16 protein-coding genes are annotated in these 20857 nt (G+C 70.9%); 10 read left to right on the top strand and 6 right to left on the bottom strand.

The genetic code is table 11. The features are described 5' to 3' along the window. The 3 genes from AWZ10_RS34140 to AWZ10_RS34150 form a co-directional block, all read right to left on the bottom strand. Window positions 1-930: phytoene/squalene synthase family protein (locus tag AWZ10_RS34140; RefSeq protein ID WP_060892948.1), on the bottom strand; the 930-nt coding region annotated here is incomplete at its 3' end. Continuing rightward, window positions 927-2471: a phytoene desaturase family protein gene (gene crtI, locus AWZ10_RS34145; protein ID WP_060892949.1), complete on the bottom strand. Its 1545-nt coding sequence runs from the start codon at window positions 2469-2471 to the stop codon at window positions 927-929. The genes crtI and AWZ10_RS34140, both read right to left, overlap by 4 nt. After that, window positions 2468-3805, bottom strand: coding sequence for a polyprenyl synthetase family protein (locus AWZ10_RS34150; protein ID WP_046709577.1), 1338 nt, complete (start codon window positions 3803-3805; stop codon window positions 2468-2470). Before AWZ10_RS34150 ends, crtI begins: the two co-directional genes overlap by 4 nt. A 452-nt stretch (window positions 3806-4257) precedes the next feature. Between AWZ10_RS34150 and AWZ10_RS34155 the strand changes: the two genes are divergently transcribed. From AWZ10_RS34155 to AWZ10_RS34165, 3 genes are all read left to right on the top strand, one after another. Beyond that, window positions 4258-5493 (top strand): lycopene cyclase family protein, encoded by a 1236-nt coding sequence (locus AWZ10_RS34155; RefSeq protein WP_046709578.1) that lies wholly within the window; start codon window positions 4258-4260, stop codon window positions 5491-5493. A gap of 103 nt (window positions 5494-5596) precedes the next feature. Beyond that, window positions 5597-6325, top strand: a complete 729-nt coding sequence (locus tag AWZ10_RS34160; RefSeq protein WP_046709987.1) for a methyltransferase domain-containing protein — start codon at window positions 5597-5599, stop codon at window positions 6323-6325. Next, a complete protein-coding gene (locus tag AWZ10_RS34165) occupies window positions 6322-7875 on the top strand; it encodes an FAD-dependent oxidoreductase (RefSeq protein WP_167366016.1) in 1554 nt (517 codons plus the stop codon). Before AWZ10_RS34160 ends, AWZ10_RS34165 begins: the two co-directional genes overlap by 4 nt. Before the next feature lie 393 nt (window positions 7876-8268). Here the strand turns inward: AWZ10_RS34165 and AWZ10_RS34170 are convergent, their stop codons facing one another. After that, a complete protein-coding gene (locus AWZ10_RS34170) occupies window positions 8269-10167 on the bottom strand; it encodes a serine/threonine-protein kinase (protein ID WP_060892950.1) in 1899 nt (632 codons plus the stop codon). Between the two features lie 607 nt (window positions 10168-10774). Between AWZ10_RS34170 and AWZ10_RS34175 the strand changes: the two genes are divergently transcribed. Next, on the top strand, window positions 10775-11449 hold the full coding sequence (locus tag AWZ10_RS34175; RefSeq protein ID WP_060892951.1) for a DUF4232 domain-containing protein: 675 nt from the start codon (window positions 10775-10777) through the stop codon (window positions 11447-11449). A 992-nt stretch (window positions 11450-12441) separates the two neighbouring features. Then, window positions 12442-12843: a VOC family protein gene (locus AWZ10_RS34185; RefSeq protein ID WP_046707795.1), complete on the top strand. Its 402-nt coding sequence runs from the start codon at window positions 12442-12444 to the stop codon at window positions 12841-12843. Between the two features lie 430 nt (window positions 12844-13273). Here the strand turns inward: AWZ10_RS34185 and AWZ10_RS34190 are convergent, their stop codons facing one another. After that, window positions 13274-14470 (bottom strand): N(5)-(carboxyethyl)ornithine synthase, encoded by a 1197-nt coding sequence (locus AWZ10_RS34190; RefSeq protein WP_060892952.1) that lies wholly within the window; start codon window positions 14468-14470, stop codon window positions 13274-13276. A gap of 313 nt (window positions 14471-14783) precedes the next feature. Between AWZ10_RS34190 and AWZ10_RS34195 the strand changes: the two genes are divergently transcribed. The 4 genes from AWZ10_RS34195 (at window position 14784) to AWZ10_RS34210 (ending at window position 18805) form a co-directional block, all read left to right on the top strand. Beyond that, the gene (locus AWZ10_RS34195; RefSeq protein ID WP_046707793.1) at window positions 14784-15524 is read left to right on the top strand and encodes a VOC family protein; all 741 of its coding nucleotides are present in this window, start codon (window positions 14784-14786) and stop codon (window positions 15522-15524) included. Between the two features lie 253 nt (window positions 15525-15777). Continuing rightward, window positions 15778-16143 carry a DUF1330 domain-containing protein gene (locus tag AWZ10_RS34200; protein ID WP_046707799.1) on the top strand — a complete coding sequence of 122 codons (366 nt, stop codon included), beginning with the start codon at window positions 15778-15780 and terminating at the stop codon, window positions 16141-16143. 881 nt (window positions 16144-17024) lie between these two features. Next, the gene (locus AWZ10_RS34205; RefSeq protein WP_046707792.1) at window positions 17025-17210 is read left to right on the top strand and encodes a hypothetical protein; all 186 of its coding nucleotides are present in this window, start codon (window positions 17025-17027) and stop codon (window positions 17208-17210) included. A 689-nt stretch (window positions 17211-17899) separates the two neighbouring features. Continuing rightward, the gene (locus AWZ10_RS34210; RefSeq protein WP_107417554.1) at window positions 17900-18805 is read left to right on the top strand and encodes an aminoglycoside phosphotransferase family protein; all 906 of its coding nucleotides are present in this window, start codon (window positions 17900-17902) and stop codon (window positions 18803-18805) included. 455 nt (window positions 18806-19260) lie between these two features. Here the strand turns inward: AWZ10_RS34210 and AWZ10_RS34215 are convergent, their stop codons facing one another. Then, window positions 19261-19689, bottom strand: coding sequence for an ATP-binding protein (locus tag AWZ10_RS34215; protein ID WP_244172638.1), 429 nt, complete (start codon window positions 19687-19689; stop codon window positions 19261-19263). 218 nt (window positions 19690-19907) lie between these two features. Between AWZ10_RS34215 and AWZ10_RS34220 the strand changes: the two genes are divergently transcribed. Further along, window positions 19908-20276 carry an STAS domain-containing protein gene (locus tag AWZ10_RS34220; RefSeq protein WP_046704053.1) on the top strand — a complete coding sequence of 123 codons (369 nt, stop codon included), beginning with the start codon at window positions 19908-19910 and terminating at the stop codon, window positions 20274-20276. Window positions 20277-20857: the final 581 nt, after the last annotated feature.

Genomic DNA, 20857 nt, shown 5'->3' on the forward strand with positions numbered 1-20857 from the left:
CACTCCGGCCCTTGCCGTCGTCAGGCGTACGAGCCCGTCGACGGCGACCGCCGCACGCCGCCGCCGGGGGACCACGGCGCGCCGGTGCAGCACCACGTACCCGTCGTCGGCGACGGCGTCCAGAATCCCTCCGTACAGCACGAACGCCGTGCGGATGCAGGGACGTGCGACGGGGTCGAGCATGGCGAGGCCCGGCGCGGCCTCGCGGTAGACGCCGCGGGTGAGGTCCTCGAAGGCCCGCAGTGCCTGGGTGATCCGCCGGTCGCTGTGGCCGGTGCGGCGGCTCCACGACAACAGCTCCCGGTCCACGCCGTGCGCACCCAACAGGTCGGCGGGGAGGTAGACGCGGCCGCGGTCGAGGTCCTCGCCCACGTCGCGCAGGAAGTTGGTCAGCTGGAAGGCGAGTCCCAGGGCGGCCGCGTGCGGGGCGGCCTCCTCACGCGGGACCACCGTTCCCAGGATCGGCAGCATCTGCAGCCCGATCACGGCGGCGGAGCCGTGCATGTAGGTGCGCAGGGCGTCGTAGGTCGGGTAGTCGGTGACGTCCAGGTCGCTGCGCATGGACGCCATGAAGTCGCTGAAGTGCCGGTGGTCGATGGCGTAGCGGCGGGCGGTGTCAGCGAGTGCGAGGACGACCGGCTCGGGGCTGTCGCCGTCGCGCAGGCCCCGTTCGAGGCGTTCGTGCAGGAGGGCGAGGTCCGCCGCGCGGCGGTGCTGCGGCACGCCCGCCGCCGGACGGTCGACGATGTCGTCGGCCCAGCGGGCGAAGCCGTAGAGCGCGTGCACGGCGGGGCGGCGTTCCACGGGCAGCAGCCGGGTGGCGAGGAAGTAGGTCCTGCCGTGCCTGGCGTTGAGGCGGCGGCAGCGCGTGTAGGCGTCGCGCAGGGCCGGCTCGGTGATGCCCGCCGCGTCGAGTTCGCGGGCGGTCATGAAGGCGTTCCTTCCGATGCGGTCGGCGCGGTGCGGACGCGCCTGGGGGCGGGTGTCGCGTGCCGCCCGGTGATCCGGGCGGCGGCGAGTTTGCCGGACAGCAGCACAGTCGGCACGCCGACGCCCGGTGTGGTGCCGCAGCCGGCGAGTACGGCGTTCGCGGTGCCGCGCACGAGGTTGCGCGGCCGGAACGGGCCGGTCTGCGCGAAGGTGTGAGCGGCCGAGAAGGGGGTGCCCGCCGCGTGCCCCTGGGCGTGCCAGTCGGCCGGTGTGACCAGGGTCTGCTCCTCGACGGCGTCGGCGATACCGTCGAGTCCTCGCCGTTCCAGCACCCGCAGGACGCTGTCGCGGTAGCGCGGAGCCAGGTCGCCCCACGCGGCGGCGTCCGGTCCGATGTCGGTGTTCGGGCAGGGGGCGAGGATGTAGTGGAGGTGGTGGCCGGGCGGGGCGAGGGTCGGGTCGGTGGCGGTGGGACGGGTGATCAGCAGCGAGGGATCGCTCATCAGGCGCCCGGTGCGGGTGAGTTCGTCGAAGGTGCGCCGCCATGCGGCCCCGAAGGACAGCGTGTGGTGCGCGAGTCCGGGCCAGGTCCGGTCGGTGCCGGCGTGCAGGACGACGGCCGACGGCGCATGCCTGATCCGTAGTGGGCGACGTGGCGTGCGGCCGAGCAGGGCGTAGGTGACGGGCAGGTCCGGAGTGAGGACGACGGCGTCGCACGGGATGCGCTGTTGTGCGGTGACCACGGCGGTGACGCGGTCGCCCGAGCGTTCCAGCCGGATGACCTCCTGGCCGAAACGCAGGTCGGCGCCCGCCTCGGCGGCGGCGTCCGCCATGGCCTGCGGAAGGGCGTGCATGCCGCCTCGGGGGAAGTACACGCCGGCCACCGTGTCCATGTAGGCGATCACGGCGTACGCGGCGAGCGCCCGTGCCGGCGCGACCCCGGCGTACAGCGACTGGAAGGAGAAGACGCGGCGCAGGCGTTCGTCGCGCAGGTGGCGGCCGATCCGCGCGTCCAGCCGTCCGAAGCCGCCCAGCGCGGCGAGCCGGGCGAGGTCCGGGGTGAGCAGTTGGAAGGGTGAGTCGAAGTTGGTGTCGATGAAGCGCCTCATCTGCGCCCGGTACAACTGCTCCAGCCACCGGCGCAGTTGTCGGTATCCCGCGGCCTCCTCGGCACCCGCGAAGCGTTCGATCTCCGCTTCCATGGCCTCGGCTTCGGTGTGTACGTCGAGGCTGCTGCCGTCGGCGAACAGGGCCCGGTAGGCCGGGTGCAGGGGGACGAGTTCGACCCGGTCGCGCAGGTTCTCGCCGACCGCGGCGAAGGCCTCGTCCGCCAGCTCCGGCATAGTAAGCACGGTAGGCCCGGTGTCGATGCGGTAGCCGCCGCGCACCAGGCGGCCGGCGCGCCCGCCGGGCAACGCGTCGCGCTCGACGAGGGTGACCCGGCGGCCGGCACCGAGCAGATGCAGTGCGGCCGCCAGGCCGGAGAGTCCGCCACCGACGACCACGACGTGATCCGTGCGCCCGACAACGGACCTGGTCATCGGGCGGCCCCTTCGACGGCGCCCAGCAGGAGCGAGACCCCGATGCCGTCCACGGGACCGGTCGCGCCGCAGGAGGGCGGTGGCGTCGGCGCGCTGCCGGCCGTGGCGTGCAGCAGCTCCCGCAGGCGCAGCCGGCCCTCCGCTTCGAGCGGGGCGGACTCGAGATGGCGCAGTCCCCGCGTGACCAGCCGGGCGATCTTCGCCTCGACGATGTCGCGCGCACCGGTGCGGACGAGGACGTCACCGACCTCGGCGAGACCGTTCTCCGAGAGATCGGCGCTGCCGAGCGACTGCCGCAGCAGGGTGAGGGCATGCCGATCGCCGGCCGCCTCGGCGCGGGCCTGCGCCACGGCGACCAGATAGGTGGGTTTGCCCGCCCGAATGTCTCCCCCGGTGGGTTTGCCGGTGTGCCGGGGACCGCCGAAGACATCGCCGAGGTCGTCCCGGAGCTGGAAGGCGATACCGACGCACCGGCCCGCCGAGCACAGGGCCCGGGTCCGCGCGGCGTCCGCGCCCGCCAGAGCGGCTCCGAGGGCCAGCGGACGCTCCACGGAGTACAGGGCGCTCTTCAGGCAGGCGGCGCGGATCGCGCGGGCCAGCGACCTGGAGGACGTGGCCTGGCCCTGGATGTCCAGGTACTGCCCGGCCACCATCTCGGTGCGCATGGTGCTCCACAGCTCGCGGACGACGCGGTCGGTGGCCGACGCGGTCCTGGTGTCCGCGACGATGTCGTCCGCCCAGGCCAGGGCCAGATCACCGGCGAGGATCGCCGCGGCCTCCCCGAAGCGCGTCCCGTGCGCGGGAGCCATGCCGTCGGCGTACTGCGCGGCGACGTCGGCGTGCAGGGCGAGCCGTCCGCGACGCAGCCGGGAGCCGTCCATGACATCGTCGTGGACCAACGCACAGGTCTGGATCAGTTCGAGTGCGGCGCCGATGCGCAGGGCGGCCCCCGCCTCGGCGGCCCCTCCACCGCACGCGCGCAGGGCCCACCACACGAAGCGCGGACGCATGAGTTTGCCGCCGTCCAGGGCGAAACGCGCGACGCGCTCGGCCAGATCCCCAGCGAACACCGGGTCGAGGGCGGCGGCGCGTTCGGTGCGCTCCGACAGCAGGCCCTCCAGCACGCGTCGCACGGCCCCTGGGACGTCACTGTCGACGGCGTGCAGTTCGCCTGCGCCGGGCGGCGGATGCGAGAGGCCTTCCTGCCGCGTACCGGCGGCGGAGTCGCGGCCCCCGGGGCGCGGATCGCCGTCGGCAGGCTCCCGCGGGGGCGCCGCCCGGGATCCGGGCGGTGACGCAGCCAGAGGGTGGTCCTTCGCGTCGCTGGGGCCCATCACGGTTCCTTCCGTCGCAAACACAGCGGGTGCCTGTTTCAACGCCTTCCGCGGCAGAGGCGCACGCGGATGCGCCGGAGGGGTGAAAAGGTGCGGCTCCTTCACGGCCCGAGGGCCATCCGTGCGACGGCGCGGTGCCAACCGGAGCAAAGCGCTGCCCAGGCGATGCAGGTTGTCCTCTCCTCGCCCGTCCTCCCAGGGTGGAGGAGTTTCGGGAGCCGAGCGATGCGAACCCGACGCGGACGGAAACGGGTGCGCCCGGATGCGCCCGTCACCTCGCACCGCCGAGACGACCACGCGCCGTTCGCACCACCGTCACTCCCTCACGCCCCCCGCACGGCCGACAATCCGGTCGAGCCTGCATCCGCCGCGGACCCCGGGGCGGAAAGCTTGCGAGAGGCCGACGGCCGCACGCATTCCGTCGGCGCGGACGGACGGGGAGGGAGCCGCAGGTGCTGGAAGCTGACGTGGCCATCGTGGGCGCGGGAGCGGCCGGGCTGTCGCTCGCCCACCGGCTGTCACGCACCGCCCCAGGCAGTCGCCACCTGTCGGTGATCCTGATGGACGCCCCGCCCGGCCCGCTGCGTCCTCCGAGCCGCACCTGGTGCTTCTGGGAGAAAGGGCCCGGCCCCTACGACGCCGCCCTCAGCGCCGTCTGGCGGCGGCTGCGGGTGCGTACTCCCGAGGGGCGGATCCTCGAAGAGGACATCGCGCCCCTGACCTACAAGATGATCCGCTCCGACGATTTCGAGGAACTCGTCGCGCGCGCGCTGGCACGCAGCGACGAGGTCCGCCGTCTGGAGGCGGTCGTCGAGACGGTGGACGGCGTCGCCGGGGGAGCCGAGATCCGCGCCCGCACCGGCCTGGGCGCCCCCGTGACGGTACGTGCCCGCTGGGTCTTCGACTCCCGGCCCCTCCAGAGCCTGCCTGCCGCCCGCACCACCCTGTTGCAGCACTTCCACGGCTGGTTCGTCCGCACCGAGCAACCGGTGTTCGATCGCGGCACGGTGGAGTTCATGGACTTCCGGGTCCCGCAGCCGCCCGGCGGACTCGCCTTCGGCTATGTCCTGCCCACCGACAGCCGACAGGCACTCCTGGAGTACACCGAGTTCTCCGGTGCCGCCCTGTCCCACGACGCCTACGACGCCGCGTTGCGCCGCTACACCGAGGAGGTGCTGGGCCTCAGCGGCTTCGAGATCGTCTCGACCGAGACCGGAGTGATCCCCATGACCGACGCGCGCTTCGAGCGCCGGTCGGGGCCTTCCGTGTTCCGCATCGGTACGGCGGGCGGCGCCACACGGCCGTCCACGGGCTACACCTTCTCCGCCATCCAGCGGCAGACGCGAGCGGTCGCCGACGCGTTGCGCGCCGGACGGCACCCGCTGCCTCCCCCCGCCCACAAGGCCCGCTCGCGCGCGATGGACGCGGTACTGCTGAGAGCCCTGGACAGCGGCCGGGTCGACGGCGCCGCCTTCTTCGCGCGGCTGTTCTCGCGGCTCCCGACCCAGCGGCTGCTGCGCTTCCTGGACGGTGAAACCCGCCTCCACGAGGACCTCGCCATCGGCGTCCGCACGCCCGTGCTGCCGATGCTCCGCTCCGCCGCGGAACTGTCCTGGCTGCCCCGCAGGCCCGCCCCACACCCCATCTCCGGCAGACCACTGCCCGACCGTGATCCCGGCCGCCCATGACCCGCACGGACGCCTCCGGGTCCCCCGGCCCCCGTACACCGCCCCCCGTACACCGCCCTCCGTGCACCCGGCCTCTGTACACCCGACAACCTACGGAGACCTCATGACGCTGCTCCGCGACGAGGATCTGGCCGCCGCGTTCGACCACGCCTCTCGTAGCTACGACACTCTGGTCGCCGCCAACCCCGGCTACCACGCCCATCTGCGCCGCTCGGCGCGCCGCCTCGGCCTGCCCCGAGGCGGCACCGGCCTGCGCGTCCTGGACCTCGGCTGCGGCACCGGTGCGTCCACCGCCGCGCTCTGCGCCGTGCTCCCCGGTGCCGAGATCACCGCGGTGGACGCCTCGGCAGGCATGTTGGAGCGGGCGGCCCGCAAACCCTGGCGCCACGGGGTGCGCTTCGTGCGCGCGCCCGCCGAACGCCTGGTGGAGGCCGGTGTGTCGGGGCCGTTCGACGCCGTGTTCGCGGCCTATCTCTTCCGGAACGTCACCGATCCCGACGCCGTCCTGTCGACGGTGCGCGACGTACTGGCGCCGCGGGGACGCCTGGCGGTGCACGAGTACACCCTCAGCGGCCGAGCCACCCACCGCGCCGTGTGGACGGGGGTGTGCCGAGGCATGGTCCTGCCCGTCGCAGCCCTCCTCGGCGACGGTGGCCTCTACCGTCATCTGTGGCGCAGCGTGGTCGAGTTCGACACCGCGGACGCCTTCGCCGCCCGGGTCCGCTCCCACGGCTTCGAAACCGTCAAGGTGCTGCCCCTGCCCGGATGGCAGACCGGCATCACGCACACGGTCGTCGCCCGCCGACCGGCCACCACCGAGGACGGCCGATGAGGGCTTCCCGGCGCACCGACCCGATGAGGCACGGCAGGGACCGGCGGGCCCGCAGGCTGGACGCCGTGCCGGGCGCCCCGCGCTTCACGGGCGGCCCGCCCCCGACCACGGCGGTCATCGGGGGCGGCATCGCCGGACTGGCGGCCGCGACGGCCCTCGCCGAACGCGGCATGCGGGTCACCCTCTACGAACGGGAGCCGACCCTCGGCGGACGTCTGGCCGGCTGGCCGACCGTTCTGTCGGACGGCACCACCGTCACCATGAGCCGCGGCTTCCACGCGTTCTTCCGCCAGTACTACAACCTGCGCGGACTGCTGCGGCGCACCGACCCCGGTCTGACGCGTCTGCGGGGACTGCCCGACTATCCCCTACGGCACGCCGACGGTCTCGACGACAGTTTCCGGCACGTCCCGCGCACCCCGCCGTGGAGCGCGCTCGGATTCGTCGCCCTGAGCCCCGCCTTCGGCCTCCGCGACCTGTTCCGCATGAACCCGGTCGCCGCGCTGCCCCTTCTGGACGTCCGGGTTCCCGAGGTCCACACCCGTCTCGACGACGTCAGCGCCCGCGACTTCCTCGACGCGATCCGTTTCCCCGAGGCCGCGCGGCACCTCGCGTTCGAGGTGTTCTCCCGCAGCTTCTTCGCCGACGCCCGCGAACTGTCCGCGGCCGAGATGGTGCTCATGTTCCACATCTACTTCCTCGGTTCGGCGGAGGGGCTCCTGTTCGACGTACCCGAGGAACCCTTCCCCACCGCCCTGTGGAACCCTCTCTCCGACTACCTGAGCGGCCACGGAGCCGACCTGCGCATCGGAACCCCGGTCGAGATGATCGAGCCCACGTCCGACGGCGGCTTCCTCGTCGCCGCCGGCCAGGAGGAACAGTGCCATGACGCCGTCGTCCTGGCACTGGACACGGTCGGCCTCCGCTCCCTCGTCGGACGCTCCCCGCACCTGGGCGACGCCGCGTGGCGCGAGCGAGTGGCCACCCTGCGGAGCACGCCGCCGTTCCTGGTCTCCCGCCTGTGGCTGGACCGCCCCGTCGCCGCCGGCCGTCCCGGCTTCCTGGGCACCAGCGGCTACGGCACGCTCGACAACGTCAGCGTGCTCGATCGCTGGGAGGGCGAGGCGGCGCGTTGGGCCGCCCGCACCGGCGGCTCCGTCGTGGAACTGCACGCCTACGCCCTACCCGACCACTCACCCCATGACGTCGAACAGAAGCGTCTGCTGGAGCAGTTGCACCGGGTCTACCCCGAGACGCGCGAGGCGGCCGTGCTGGACGAACGGCACGAGTGGCGGGCCGACTGCCCGCTGTTCCCGGTCGGCGAGTACGACAACCGGCCCACGGTTCGCACCAGCGACCCCGGACTGGTGGTGGCCGGGGACCTGGTCCGCACCGGCCTCCCGGTCGCCCTCATGGAGCGCGCGGCCACGAGCGGGTTCCTCGCCGCCAACGCGCTGCTCGAGCGGTGGGGAGTCAGCGGCCAGACCCTGTGGACCGTACCCGACCGCGGCCGCGGCCCGCTGCTGCGCCGCCTCGCGCGACTCGGATGATGCCGTCGTGGGGGTTGGAGCTCGCAGCCTGCGTTCGACATGGCCTGGGCACCACTGTTCTTCGCGGCAGGCCAGTACGGTCTGGCGTTCCTCGACATCTGTCTGCTGCCGACCGCACCCGGCACGGCGATACTGCTCCCTTCAGTGCAGGAGCCCGGCCGCCTGCCTGTTCCTCGTTCCCGACGGTTGCCACACCTGTCACATGTGAAAGGGGGCTGGCCGACCATGGAACGTCTTCACGAAGGGGCTGAGGGGGCTGAGGGGCCCGACAGGTTGCATCAGCGTCCCGAAGGCCTCAGCGACACAACGGCCGAGGCGCTTGGTCGTTGTCCAAGGCACTGGAGACCACAGAGCGTGCCCGAGGGCACTTGTTCACGATGTCAGTCCGGTTTCTCACGGCAGGGGTACGGCGCTGTAGTCGTCGGCGCACGAATAGGTGAAGCTGCTGCCCGCCGCGCCCGATGGGAAGTCCATGACGCCGTAGTGGAAGTGGTTCAGCGTCGTGTCGCTGCGATCGAGGCGGACGTTCTGCGGGTACTCCGGTGCGCCGCGCTGGTTCAGGCACGACGTCCGGGGGCTCCGCAAGGACGGGTCTCCGGCCGACGCGAACACCAGTTGCACACCACTGGACGTACGGTCCACGGAGAGGACGACGGCGAAGAACTCGTCGCTGTAGCGGGAGATGCCGATGCGGGGCACGGTCGCGGTGCCCAGTTCGGCGTCCGAGTAGTCGTTCTGACAGGAATAGCGGAGGACGTATCTTCCCGACACGAGCAGCGGGAAGGTGAGCGTCCCGTCGAAAGCGCCGGGCCGGGCCGTCTCGGCGTCCCACGCGGTCGGACGCACCGTGAACGTCCCGTCCGGTCCCCGCACCACGAGACACGTGGTGTCCGGCTCGCGGAGATCCGCCTCGCCTCGCGCCCGCAGTGCGACGGTGAGCTGATGGCCGTCCGTCTCCTCCACAGCGGTCACCGTGGCCGCGTACCCCGGGTGCCGATATCGGGACACACCCGGTGTCCCTGTCGTGAACGTGGGCGGCTCGGGTGCCGCGGCCGACGGAGCCCGGACCTGCTCCGCCGGTGTGCCTGCGGGGGTGTCGGGGTCCCGGGGCGGGGTGGTCCCGCTCGACGGCTTCCCGTCACCGAACGGCTCGGCCGAGGCGGTGACCCTTGTGCTGGGCACGGCGTCCGGTTTCCCGTCCCCGGACTCGGTCCCGCCGTCCTGTCCGGCCAGCGACACACCCGTCACGACGAGCAGGCTCGCCGCCAGCACCAGGGCGGCGGTGAGAGCGAGCCTCCTACCGGCGGCAGGCGTGGGAACGGGACTTCGCAGCGGGCCGATCGGGCTGGTGGGGGTGTGCCCGGCCGCCGGACCTCCGGCAGGCACGTACGCGGTCGCCGTCGGCTGACGGTGAGCGCCCGCGGACTGCGGGTCGAGCGCGGTCGGCGGATGGGTGACGGCCAGCAGGCCCTCCGAACTCCGGCGCACCGAACGGGCGACGGAGTCCGGGAGCCACCGGTAGGTACCGCGGCCGTCGGGACGCGGCAGCTCCGTGAGCATGCCGGGGACCTCGGCCGGTGACGGTCGGACGTCCGGGTCCCGTCCGAGGCACTTCCGCACGATCGCCCCCACATCCGGCGGCAGGGACGACAGTGACGGGGTCCGGCCGTCGACGGAGTCGGCCGCGAGCGGGGTGCCCTGTGCGGAGAGCACCACCTCGCCCGATGCCTCGGCGAGCACGACTCCGAGAGAGAACATGTCGCTCTGCGGACCGACCCGTTGAGCGAGCAACTGCTCGGGGGAGGCGTAGACGACGCTGCCGACGAACTGCCCCGTCGAGGTCAGTCCGACGTGTCCCACAGGCCGTGCGACCCCGAAGTCGACCAGGCGTGGTCCGGTCTCGGCGAGGATGATGTTGGACGGCTTCACATCGCGATGCACGATGCCGGCGGCGTGAATCGCCGTCAGTGCCTCCGCCAGGCTGGCTGCCAGGACACGCACGCTGCCGTCGGGCAACCGGCCGTGCGCGGCCAGTACGTCCGCGAGGTTCGGGCCGTTGACGAGTTCCGTCGCCAGCCAGGGCACGTCCGCGTCGGCGTCGAAGTCGACGAGCTGCGCGGTGTGCACACTGCGGACCGCGCGAGCGATCTCGATCTCCCGGGCGAAGCGTTCACGGTAACCGGGTTCCGCTGAGAGATCGGCCCGGATCGTCTTGAGCGCCACAAGCAGACCGCCGCCGGTACGGCGGGCGAGGTACACGCTGCCCATGCCGCCCGAGCCCAGACGGCCCATCAGCTCGAACGGGCCGACGCGCCCAGGATCCGTACCATGTCGAAGCGGCTCCACCACGCTGCACCATCACCCGTCCGTCGACGTCCCCGAAGACCGCCACGCCGTCTGCCGGGAGCCATGACCTACGGTCGGGGCGGGGCCACGGACACAGCAAGGCCGGGAGACCCGCGCCCCCGTGCCGAAACGGCTCCGATCGAAGGTGAGCCGAGAGATGACATTCTGACGAGCCGCACGCAACCGCCACAGGGCGCGCAGCAGCGCAAACAGCGCGCGGACGTATCGACGGGTACGACATCGCGCCCCCTAGCGGGGTACGAGAGGTGCAGTGAGGCTTGTCCACGGTCGTTCCCCGACGGCAGCAGCCCTTCCCGAGGCAGCTCCTGCCGATCCCCGCATTCCGGGAGGACTCTCCTCCATGCGGCAGGCTCCGTCGTGAGGCCGACCCCGTCGGCTGGGCGGCCTGGAATGCCCGGGTGCACTCCGCCACAGTCGCGGTCACATTGTCACAAATCCGTACGGAGACGGTTCTCTCTCGATGTGAGTGGGTTGCAGTGCCGCGTCCGTGCGGCACGATCACCCAGACATTCCGATTCCCGGGGGGCTTCTCATGGCTTACGCAACTCGTTCACGCCGTACCACCGCCGCACTCGCCGTCCTCTCGCTCGGCATCATGGCGCTGACCGCCTGCAACGGCGACGCGGAGAAGGACACGGCCGCCCCGAGCGCGACAGCGAGCCCGTCCGCTGCCGACAGAGGCAAGGAGAGCGACACGCCTTCGACGGCCGGCCCTGGCGACGGGGGCAGCGACAAGGGCGACTCGTCCGGCAGCCCCGAGAGCGCCCCGCCGTCCTCGGAACCCGGGGTGGACGACGATCAGGACGGTGGCGTGGGCATGTGCGAGACGACCGACTTGAGCTACAAGGTCACCGTCGCGTCCAAGCTCGTCAACCACGCCCTGCTGACCGCGACCAACAAGAGCGGCGACCCCTGTCTGCTGCCGGTGAACGAGCTGGTGATCACGATTCCGGGGCTCGACGGCGCCGCCGAGCACATGGGCCCCGACGGAAAGGACTGGATCATGGAGGCCGGCGAGAGCGCCTACGCCGGGATCCTGTTCGCCCGCGCCGACACGGCGGGCGGCAAGAGCACCGACCAGGTGGAAGTCGCACTCACCGCCTCCGAGAGCCCGGCGACCGTGGCGATCGACGACGGCCCCGTGACGGTCAACGACGGCCAGGTCACCAGTTTCTTCGGCACCGCCGAGGACGCGCTCACCTACTGACCACCGCGCCGGACTGCTCCCGGCCCGCACCCGGGCACGTACGCGGTGAGACGTGCCCTCCGACGGCTCGGCCCGCGGGTACGGGCCGGACCTGCACCGGCCCGGTGCCCACGCCGACAGCCCCGCCCCTGTGACGCCACACCGGATACCACCGCGGAGAGGTCGCCTGCCATCGCGGACAGATCACCGAGGGAACCATGGCGGCCCCTCTCGTGTCGACCTTCGGGACGGCCGGCCCACGTCACCTGGCCATGCCCTCAAGGACACGGGTTCAACCTGTCGGCGCGATCGTCCTCGCCACCCTCCCACGCCCGCCAGGTCCTCAACGCCAAGGCACAGTGCCGCCGTGCCTGAGAGGCTCGCCCTGTTCCCACCCGGCGTGCCCCAACAGCGGACAGGTCGCCGACCGGCTCACGGCTCTGGGCTACACCGACGTCCGCAAGTACCGCGAAGGCATCCAGGACTGGGTGGAGGCGGACCTCCCCACCGAATCCGCCTGACCTCCGCCCGGGGAAGGGCCCGGCCGAGGCCCCCTGCCCTCCCCCGGCAGGCGGTGCTGCCGCGAAGGCGTGCGCCGGCCCCGTCCAGCTCTCCGGCACGCCGCAAGGCACATGTGGCCCGGGAAGCCCAACCGCCCGCTGTCGATCCCGCGCGTCACACAGTCGTTCCGGCGCGTTCGGCCCGTTCCACCCGGTGCTGTCCGTCCGGTCGGCAAGGCGCGGATCCGGCCCGGCCCCCGCAGGTACGGGAGCCGGGCCGGAGGGTTCACCGGCGCCGGGCACCGGTCACCGTCGTGACGTCACCTCACGGACGCCGTCCACCACAATCCGTCTGGAAGCGCGCCGCCGTCAGCACCGCCGAGGTCGCCTGCGCAGAGGAACACTGATGGCACACAACTGCCATACGAACCGGGATACTTGGAGTCTCCGAGCCCGCTCGACCACCACTACTTCGACAGGCCCGCCTCGCGGGGCCGTATGGGAGTGCTCCACATGCTTGACTCCTCCACCCAGATCAGGATGGCGCGCCCGTCCCGGGACCTCGCCGCCGCCGAACGCTTCTACGTCCAGGGACTCGGGCTCGATGTCCTGTGGCGAACCACCGAGCGCGTCTCCGGCGAGCACGACCTGCTCATGGTCGGCCCGCCCGCCGGTACGTGGCACTTCGAGATCACCCACGATCCGGAGAACCCGCTGGAGCCCACCCCCACCGTGGACGACCTCTTCGTCGTCTACCTCGGCACTCCCGTCACCGAGGAGCAGATCGAACGCCTCCTGGCCGCAGGGGGAACCAGAGTCACCGCCCACAATCCGTATTGGGACCGGTACGGAGTGACGATCGCGGACCCGGACGGCTACCGCCTCGTCCTGTGCACGCGCTCTTGGAACGCATGACGCCAGGCAAGTGGCGCGCCAACCGGGCGAGAGCAGGGGCAAGCCTGCCCAGGCATGGCTGATTCCAGGAGGCGGCCCCCGTGCCGACCTGCGAGCCCCCTCCTCCGCAGTGCACAGGCACCGCCGGCGGTGAGTGACCAACTGCCAGGCGGGCCTGGGCCCTGCACCGGGCGTCGGACGCCGCCTCGGACACCGCCTCCGACGCCGTCGACTCTGGTGCTTGTTCCTCCCCAAGCGCTGGGATCTCACCTCGCGGCGGTCCGATCCGGGCAAGGCGACCCGTCGCGAGCTTCTCAAGGGCGCCCTTGAGACCCTCTCCGCGTCAGCGCCTGGCTGCTTCCGGACATACGGCTGAGGTTGAGTGAGTCGGCCGGTAGCCGCCTGGACGAGCCCGGGTCGGCCCACCGGCCGATGAGCGTCCAGGTCCCGATCAGGCCGGTCGCACGGATGATCTCTGGAGCTCCTGGGCCACCGGGTTCGCCAGGGCCTCAGGACCATGAGGATGGTCGGCTTGACGGTGCTGGAAGGAGAGGATCTTCGGGTTCTGGACGACGCCGTCGCGGATCTCGATGGCCTTTCTGAGCGTCACGTCGCTGTCCCATGCCTGGGGACCGCTCATGACCTTGCGCAGATAAGGAAGGAGCGCCTCGCTGATCTCCCAGGTGGCGGAGTTCCACAGGTGGGACGGACTGTGATCCACCCCGTAGTAGTGGCAATCCGGTCCCACCGTGAGCATGGGCTCACCGAAGGTGGTCGGGCGGGCCCATCCGAAGCCCATGCCCTCGTCGCAGGCGACGTCGATGAAGAAAGTGCCCGGCCGGAACAGGGCGAGTTCATCGTCGTTGACGAACATGAGCGGCGCGTCGGTGTCCTGCAGGACGCAGTTGACGATGATGTCGAACCCGGCCAGGTACTCCGCCAGCGGCACGGGACCGGTCGGGGTGAATGCCTGCAGGCGCGAGGGATCGTCCTCCTGCTCCTCGAAGTGGCCCATCACGACCGAGGGCATCGGCGAGGCCACCGCCGCGGCAGCCCGCTGGGTGAGCACCGTGACGTCGGAGACCCCCATGGCGCCCAGGCCCGTGACCGCTCCGCGCGCCGTGGCACCGAAGCTGATGACCGCCGCGCGCAGACGACGCCCATAACTGCCGGTCAGCCCGCCGAGCTGCAGGGCGTGCAGCACCGAGCAGTAACCGGCCAGCTCGTTGTTCTTGTGGAACACATGGACGCTGAAAGCGCCCGTGGAGGTCCAGTGGTTCATGGCCTCCCAGGCGATCAGGGTCAGCCGTCGATCAATGGCGATCTGTGTCATCTTCTCGTCCTGCACACAGTGCGGCCATCCCCACAGCACCTGCCCCTCGCGCAGCTCGGCGACATCGTCGTGCATCGGTTTGGGCAACAGCAGAATGTCGCACTCGGCGAGGAGTTCCGCACGAGAACGCAAACCCGCCACAAGTGGCCGCAGCGCGTCATCCGCGACGCCGAACCGGCGGCCGTAGCCCTGTTCGAGGAAGATCCTCGCGCGTACGTCCGGGGCGATCCGTTCGAGGTGGCTGGGGTGCAGCGGTAGCCGAAACTCGTTCTCCTTGTGCGAGGAGGCGAGTACTCCGAGACTCAACATGCTCATGTGGGGCGGCTCATTTCCGACCGGACGCCATGCGCTCCGGGATTGCCGTTCCCCGAGGGCGACGCCGAAGTGGATGACGGCGTGCGAGGTGCTCTCGGTACCGCCACCGTACTCCGGTCCCGAGCCCAAGGGCGGCGAGGCGGACACCAGCGCGGAGACGGCTGTCGGGTGCGGCCCTCGATCTTCTGCCCGCTTGTGGCCGGCCTTGATCGGCAACCCGACGTCCCACGACGACTCGGCTGCCGATCAAGCGTCTGTCCTGGCGAGGGTACGTGCGGATGCCGTTGCGGAGCGGGTGCATAGGATCGTCGCCATGGCACTGCGACCTGTTCAGGTGAACATGAAGGCTCTCGATGCCCCGGCGGTCGGCCGGTTCTGGGCGGAGGCGCTCGGCTGGAGCGCCTACAGCCCCGGCGTGACCACCTACGTGGGGCCCGTCGGCGGCCTCGTCTGGCCGGACCCGGTCGCCGTCTGCGTCGACGTCGTTCCCGTCCCGGAACCCAGGACGACGGCAAAGAACCGTATGCATCTCGATCTCGCCACCACCTCTGCGGCCCATCAGGCGGAGTTGGTCGCGCGACTCCAGGCTCTCGGTGCGACGCCCGCCCACGTGGGCCAGGGCAAGGTGCCGTGGACGGTCCTCGCCGACCCGGAGGGCAACGAGTTCTGCGTGCTGGAGCCTCGGGAGATCTATCGGGACACCGGGCCGATCGCCGCCGTGGTGGTCGACTGCGCCGATCCGCGGGCCATGGCCCGGTTCTGGGGTCAGGCGATGGACTGGATCCTGCATGAGGTGACTGACGATCTCGCGGTGCTGCGCTCCGCCCGGGGTGTCGGCCCGTATCTCGAGTTCCTCCGCACGCCCGGCGGGAAGACCGTGCCGGACCGTGTCCATCTCGACCTGTTGCCGTACCCCGGTGACGATCAAGAGGCGGAGGTGACCCGGCTGCGAGCCCTCGGCGCCACCGACATCGACCTCGGCCAGGGCGACGTACCGTGGACGTGCCTGACCGACCCGGAGGGCCACGAGTTCTGCGTCCTCGCCCCGTCCTGACGCGGGACCCCCAACGAGACCCTGTACATGTGAGCCCTGTGTGCCCATGCGCCACGACCCAGGGTGGGTCGGGCGGCGGTGTCCCTGTCGATTCGGGCGGCGAGCGCGTGCGTATCAGGAGCGAGATCAGCTCACCCGCCGACCACAACCCGCAACTCGAAATCGGCCATTACCTCTGGAGTAATCGCCCTCCCAACCACCTCCAGCTACGTTCCGGCCATAGCCAACTCTCCCGGAACGAAGGAGCCTTGTGGTGTCCGCGTACGGCTTTGCTCATCTCCGCAGCCGCCGGAATCACTCCGACGTCATCGAGTACTTGGAGCGTATCCAGGCGACCCTCGACCCCTTCGCGGGCCGCTTCGTCATCCACGGTCCGCCGACCGAAGTCGTAGAGGGTACGTGGCCCGGCAGCATGGTGCTGATCGAGTTCCCCGGCCTTGCCGAAGCTCGTGCCTGGTACGACTCTCCCGCCTATCGGGCCATCCTGCGTTTGCGGACCGATCACGTCGAGGGCGACTTGCTGCTGATCGAGGGGGTCGGACCGAACTACGACCCGGCCCAGCGAGCTCGCACATTGCGAACGGAAGCCGACCGGGCGGGCCACCAGTCGACCACGTAGTCCCTGCGGCCACCTCCTCGGGCGCCGAGATCCAGGGCGCTCGCTGTCCTTCTCCGCTCCGCCACAAGGAACCCCACCTGCCGAGTCAGCCTGACCGCAAGAAGCGATCTCCGCTCCGCTTCGGTGAGCATGGACTCGAGCGGAGGAATCAGGGCCACACGGTCACACCTCCTGCGGTTCGCCGCTCCGGGGCCCGCCTGTGAACGGGTGTCGCCTCTCGCCTCGGGCACCTCGGACCCACCGTGGAGAGCACCGGCCTGCTCGTGGGACGCGGGAAACCCGGCTCCGCCGACAGCGACCGCCGGCACGCGACCCACGGCCACACTGGACTTCTGCGCCACGCACGGCATCACCGCCGACATCGAAGCACTCTCCTCGGCACAGCAGATGAGGGGGAGGCCCGTCCACACGGTCCGGCCGGCCGGCGGGAACAGGTTCAGAAGCGGACACCCACCGGGCGGTTCCAGCCGCTGGTCGGCCGACGTTCCGAGTGAGGATCGCGCGCCTTGGCTGCCGCACGGAGTCGCCGGCCGAATGATCCGCAATTGAAGGGCTCCACCATGGCGTCACTCCCACCCTGCCGCCCGATACCCCGGTGACCCCGTGCCGCCGTGGAGCCACGACTCCGGCTCCCGTCCCGTTCCGCGCGGATCGCGGCACCCGGCGACCGCACGGGCGGGAGAGAGGTTTTCCTGCCCGCGAGCAAAACACCGGCACTGCCGCCGCGGACGCATGCCGTGGCGCATCGGCTGATGCTGGAGTTCGGCAGTGACGGAGGACCGACATCCCTTTGACAGGAGCGATCAGCCCGTACCCTCACGACCTCGGGCAAAACGCCAACAGCCCATGCTGACACGCGCGTTGGATGTAACTTCGTCGGCATGAGCAACGACATCCGCATAGACCGTGCCCCGTCCTCCGGGGGTGGCATCCAGATCACGGTCAGCCTGTCCCCCACGGTTTTGGCGAAGCTCCAAAAGGACGGCTCCTGGACGGAGTCCATCAGCGAAGGCCAGGTCACCGGCGACGGACCGGCCATCACCCAGATCGAGTTCAAGGTGCCTTAGGTCCCGGTCCTGGGCCGGACGGTCACCCAGTGGCGGGGCAGCAGCAGGACCTGACACAGCCCGAACGCCCGGAACCGCTCGTCCGCCCTCCGCTCGTCCGCCCTCCGCCGGACGGCCCTACGGCAGCTGCTGGTCCACCGGATCGACCTCGGACAGCCATCCCCACCACGCATGCCGTGATCCTTCCGCACCTACGGTCATCGACCGCAGGCGGGTGCCGCCCGGCCGGAATCCACGTGCGGTCCGGTCGCCCCGCGTGATACTCCTCCCTGCCATGGGCGATCTTGTGACGACGCGGCTCGCGCTTCATCCGATGACCGTCAGCGAAGCTGAGCAAGTGGTTCGGGCGAGGCGGACGGTGACGGCCGATGGGCGCCCGGGTACCCCACCGATGGGGACGTCTCCGCTGCCAGGCGCTTCCTGGGCACCTGCGTCGCGAACACCGGTGATCCCCGGCCTTTCGTCAGCGATCAGTCAGCTCGAAAATGTCGATGCGATCCGACAACGGTTCTTGATGGGGCGCACCGCTGCGGAGGGCCGTCCGCTGGTCTCGGTGACCGCCATGGCCGCCATGGCTTGACCCGCCATGGCACTCAGGGTCACCGCCACCACGTGCCGGACTTCCAGCAGGCAGCGTTGCGCGACAGAAATGGGTTGCGGTTGCAGATCGTGACGCGAATTCTTTCGGTATGAAGATGCACGCCAACCAGCTGACGGTGTCACCTGAGACGGTGCGCATGTTGATAGAGCAGCAGTTTCCTGACTGGCGGAGCCTGCCGGTCAGGAGCATCGCGTCGCAGGGTACGGTCAACGCCATCTTCCGTATTGGCGATCGGTTCACAGCCCGATTCCCTCTTGAGTCCGCTGAGGTCGAGCCGACGCGGCGCTGGCTGGAGTCCGAAGCGGAAGCGGCTCGCGAGCTGGCAGGTCGCACGCGTTTCCCCACGACCGAGCCGGTCGCGCTTGGTGAACCCGGTGCAGGTTACCCGCTTCCGTGGTCGGTGCAGACGTGGCTGCCCGGCGTCGTGGCCGCCGACGAGGACCCAGGCGAATCGTCCGCGTTCGCCCGCGACTTGGCCGATCTCATCGGCGATCTACGCGCGATCGACACGCATGGCCGCACGTTCTCCGGTACAGGCCGGGGAGGCGACCTGCGGTCCCATGACGCGTGGATGGAGACCTGTTTCGGACACAGTGAGCAGCTCCTGGATGTCTCCCGACTGCGCCCCATCTGGGCAACTTTGCGCGATCTGCCGCGAGGTGCGGCTGAGGACGCCATGGCCCATTGCGATCTGATTCCCGGCAACGTGCTCGTGTCCGCTGGTCGGCTCACGGGAATTCTCGACGTCGGCGGCTTCGGGCCGGCCGACCCTTCGCTGGATCTTGTGAGCGCGTGGCATTTGCTCGAGGCTGGGCCGCGGCAGGTGCTCCGTGATCGCCTGGGTAGCGACGACCTTGAATGGGAGCGAGGCAAGGCGTGGGCTTTCGTCCAAGCGATGGGGTTGGTCTGGTACTACGTCAAAAGCAACCCGGCCATGAGCCGGACGGGTCGACGTTCCTTGGAACGTATCCTGGCGGACAAGTCGCTCGCGTGACTCGAAGCAGTTGTTCGTCGCGGGCCCTCACTCCCTGAACTTCCCGCCGTCACCTGGCTGGCGGTCCGGCCCGTCCCGACGAAGACCGGAACGGAGGAGACCCGCCCACCCCGGGCCCGTGGAACCCGCCGCAGCCGCAGCGTCACGCGACGACCCGCCCCCGACACCAGAGGACATTACGGGCGAACCACCGAGCCCCCCGGCGGAGGCATCGACTTCCGGCGAAACCGGGCGTTCCCCGCTCCGAGCAACAAGTGGTGTCAGCTCCCACGTAGAAGACCACGGCTCGGCGCGACGGGAACTGCGGGAGGCGTTGACGAGGAGGGTGGCCGTGAGTGAGGCATCGCCTGGATGCCCGGGAGAGGCAACGTCCGGGTCTCAGAGGCCGGCACCCGGGGGTCGGCCGGTCTCGTGGCCGCCGATCGTTGCACGGCGAAAGGCGCGCGAACCGGGCCTTACGTCGAGCCGCGGGCGGCGCTGTCGCTGCTGGGCGCGTCGGCCAGGGTGACGCGGGCCGTGATGCGTTTGCCGACCGGCGTCTGCTCGACGGCCAGATCCTCGGTGACGGCCTTGACGATCTCCAGGCCGTGCTGGCCGATCCTGTCCGGGTCGGGGGCTAGGGCCGCGGGAACGGTGGGGTCGCTGTCCCACACGACGATCTCGACGCTGACGGTCGTGATGCGCAGTTCCAGCAGGACAGGGCCGGGCGCGTACTTGCGGGCGTTGGTGACCAGTTCGCTGACGACCAGTTGCGTGAGGTCCCTCGCGCGTGCGGAAACGGGCAGTCGGCGCTCGGTGCGGGCCTGGTCGAGGAAGGTGACGGCGTGGCGACGGGCGTCGGCGATACAACTGTCGTCTCCACCCAGGGCATAACCTGCCCGCATCAGGTGCTCATCCGGCTCGGTACAGCCGTCACCGTCAGCATCGGACCCCACCTGTCTCGCCCTCATTCCCCGCGCACGCCAGTACCCGCCATACCGTCACCCATGCCACGGCGGTGTCGTTCGGCACAGCTGCCCTGGTGCGTCCGGCCGGGGCAGTGGGGCAGAATCATCCGTACAAGCCCTGCCCCAGGGCCAGCCTAAACGCAGTCGAGGAGACGGTGACCGCCATCGAGAAAGAGGACCGGCCGAGCCGGCTCTCCGTCGAACACCACATGGTCGACGACGTCCGGATCGTGACGGTGCAGGGTGAGATCGACCACGACGTCAAGGACATCCTCGGCGAAGCTCTGCTTCCCGAGGAGGGTGCGGTGCCTCCGCCGCGGATCGTGGTGGATCTCGGCGGTGTGACCTTCATGGACTCCAGCGGTATCAACGTCCTGGTCGCCGCCCAGCGGCGGGTGGGCGGCGTGCAGGGCTGGCTGCGCATCGCCGCCGCGCAGGAGTCCGTTCTGCGGGTCCTGCAACTGGTCGGCGTCGACACCTTCATCCCGTGCCACCCCACCACCGAGCAGGCCCTGAACCCCTGACCGCACCACCCTGGCCGGTTCGGGTCGCCCTCCGGCGTAAGCGTCGGCTGCACGACAGCCTCGCCCCGACCTGCCGCCGAGGCAGTGGCTGCCCGGACGCCCAGCCGACCACCGTCACCGCGATCGAGTGCAGGTGGTCAGACAGCGCGTTCACGGCCGCTGCGAAGAGGCGGGACAGGCGTGCGGCAGTTGGCGCGGGTACGGGCCCGTCGGCGCAGCGGTCCGGAACCCCGCACGGCGGTGGCGGCCGCCGCCGGGAGGCGTGGTGGGTTGTCACCTCCGGGCCGAGGCAGCGGCGCGCGGGTGAGCGGAGGCCGTCTGCGACGACCAGCCGGCGGCGCGCGGTCCGGTGGTGCTGACGGCCGTGGGTCTGGTCGTCGCCGGGCCGCCCGGGACTGCCAGGATGTCGTCACGGGTCCTCGCGGCGGTCGCAGCGACCGTCGCAGTCGTCGCGCCCCGGGCAGACACCCTCAATCACCCGTCGACGCCTCTGCGTATGCCCAGAGCGACAGGCCGACGTCGCCACCGTGCCGGTCGACGAAAGCGGCGCGGCGCCAGAGCAGGTGGCGAGGTCGACCACG

Source organism: Streptomyces europaeiscabiei (assembly GCF_001550375.1).
GTDB classification, from domain to species: domain Bacteria; phylum Actinomycetota; class Actinomycetes; order Streptomycetales; family Streptomycetaceae; genus Streptomyces; species Streptomyces europaeiscabiei.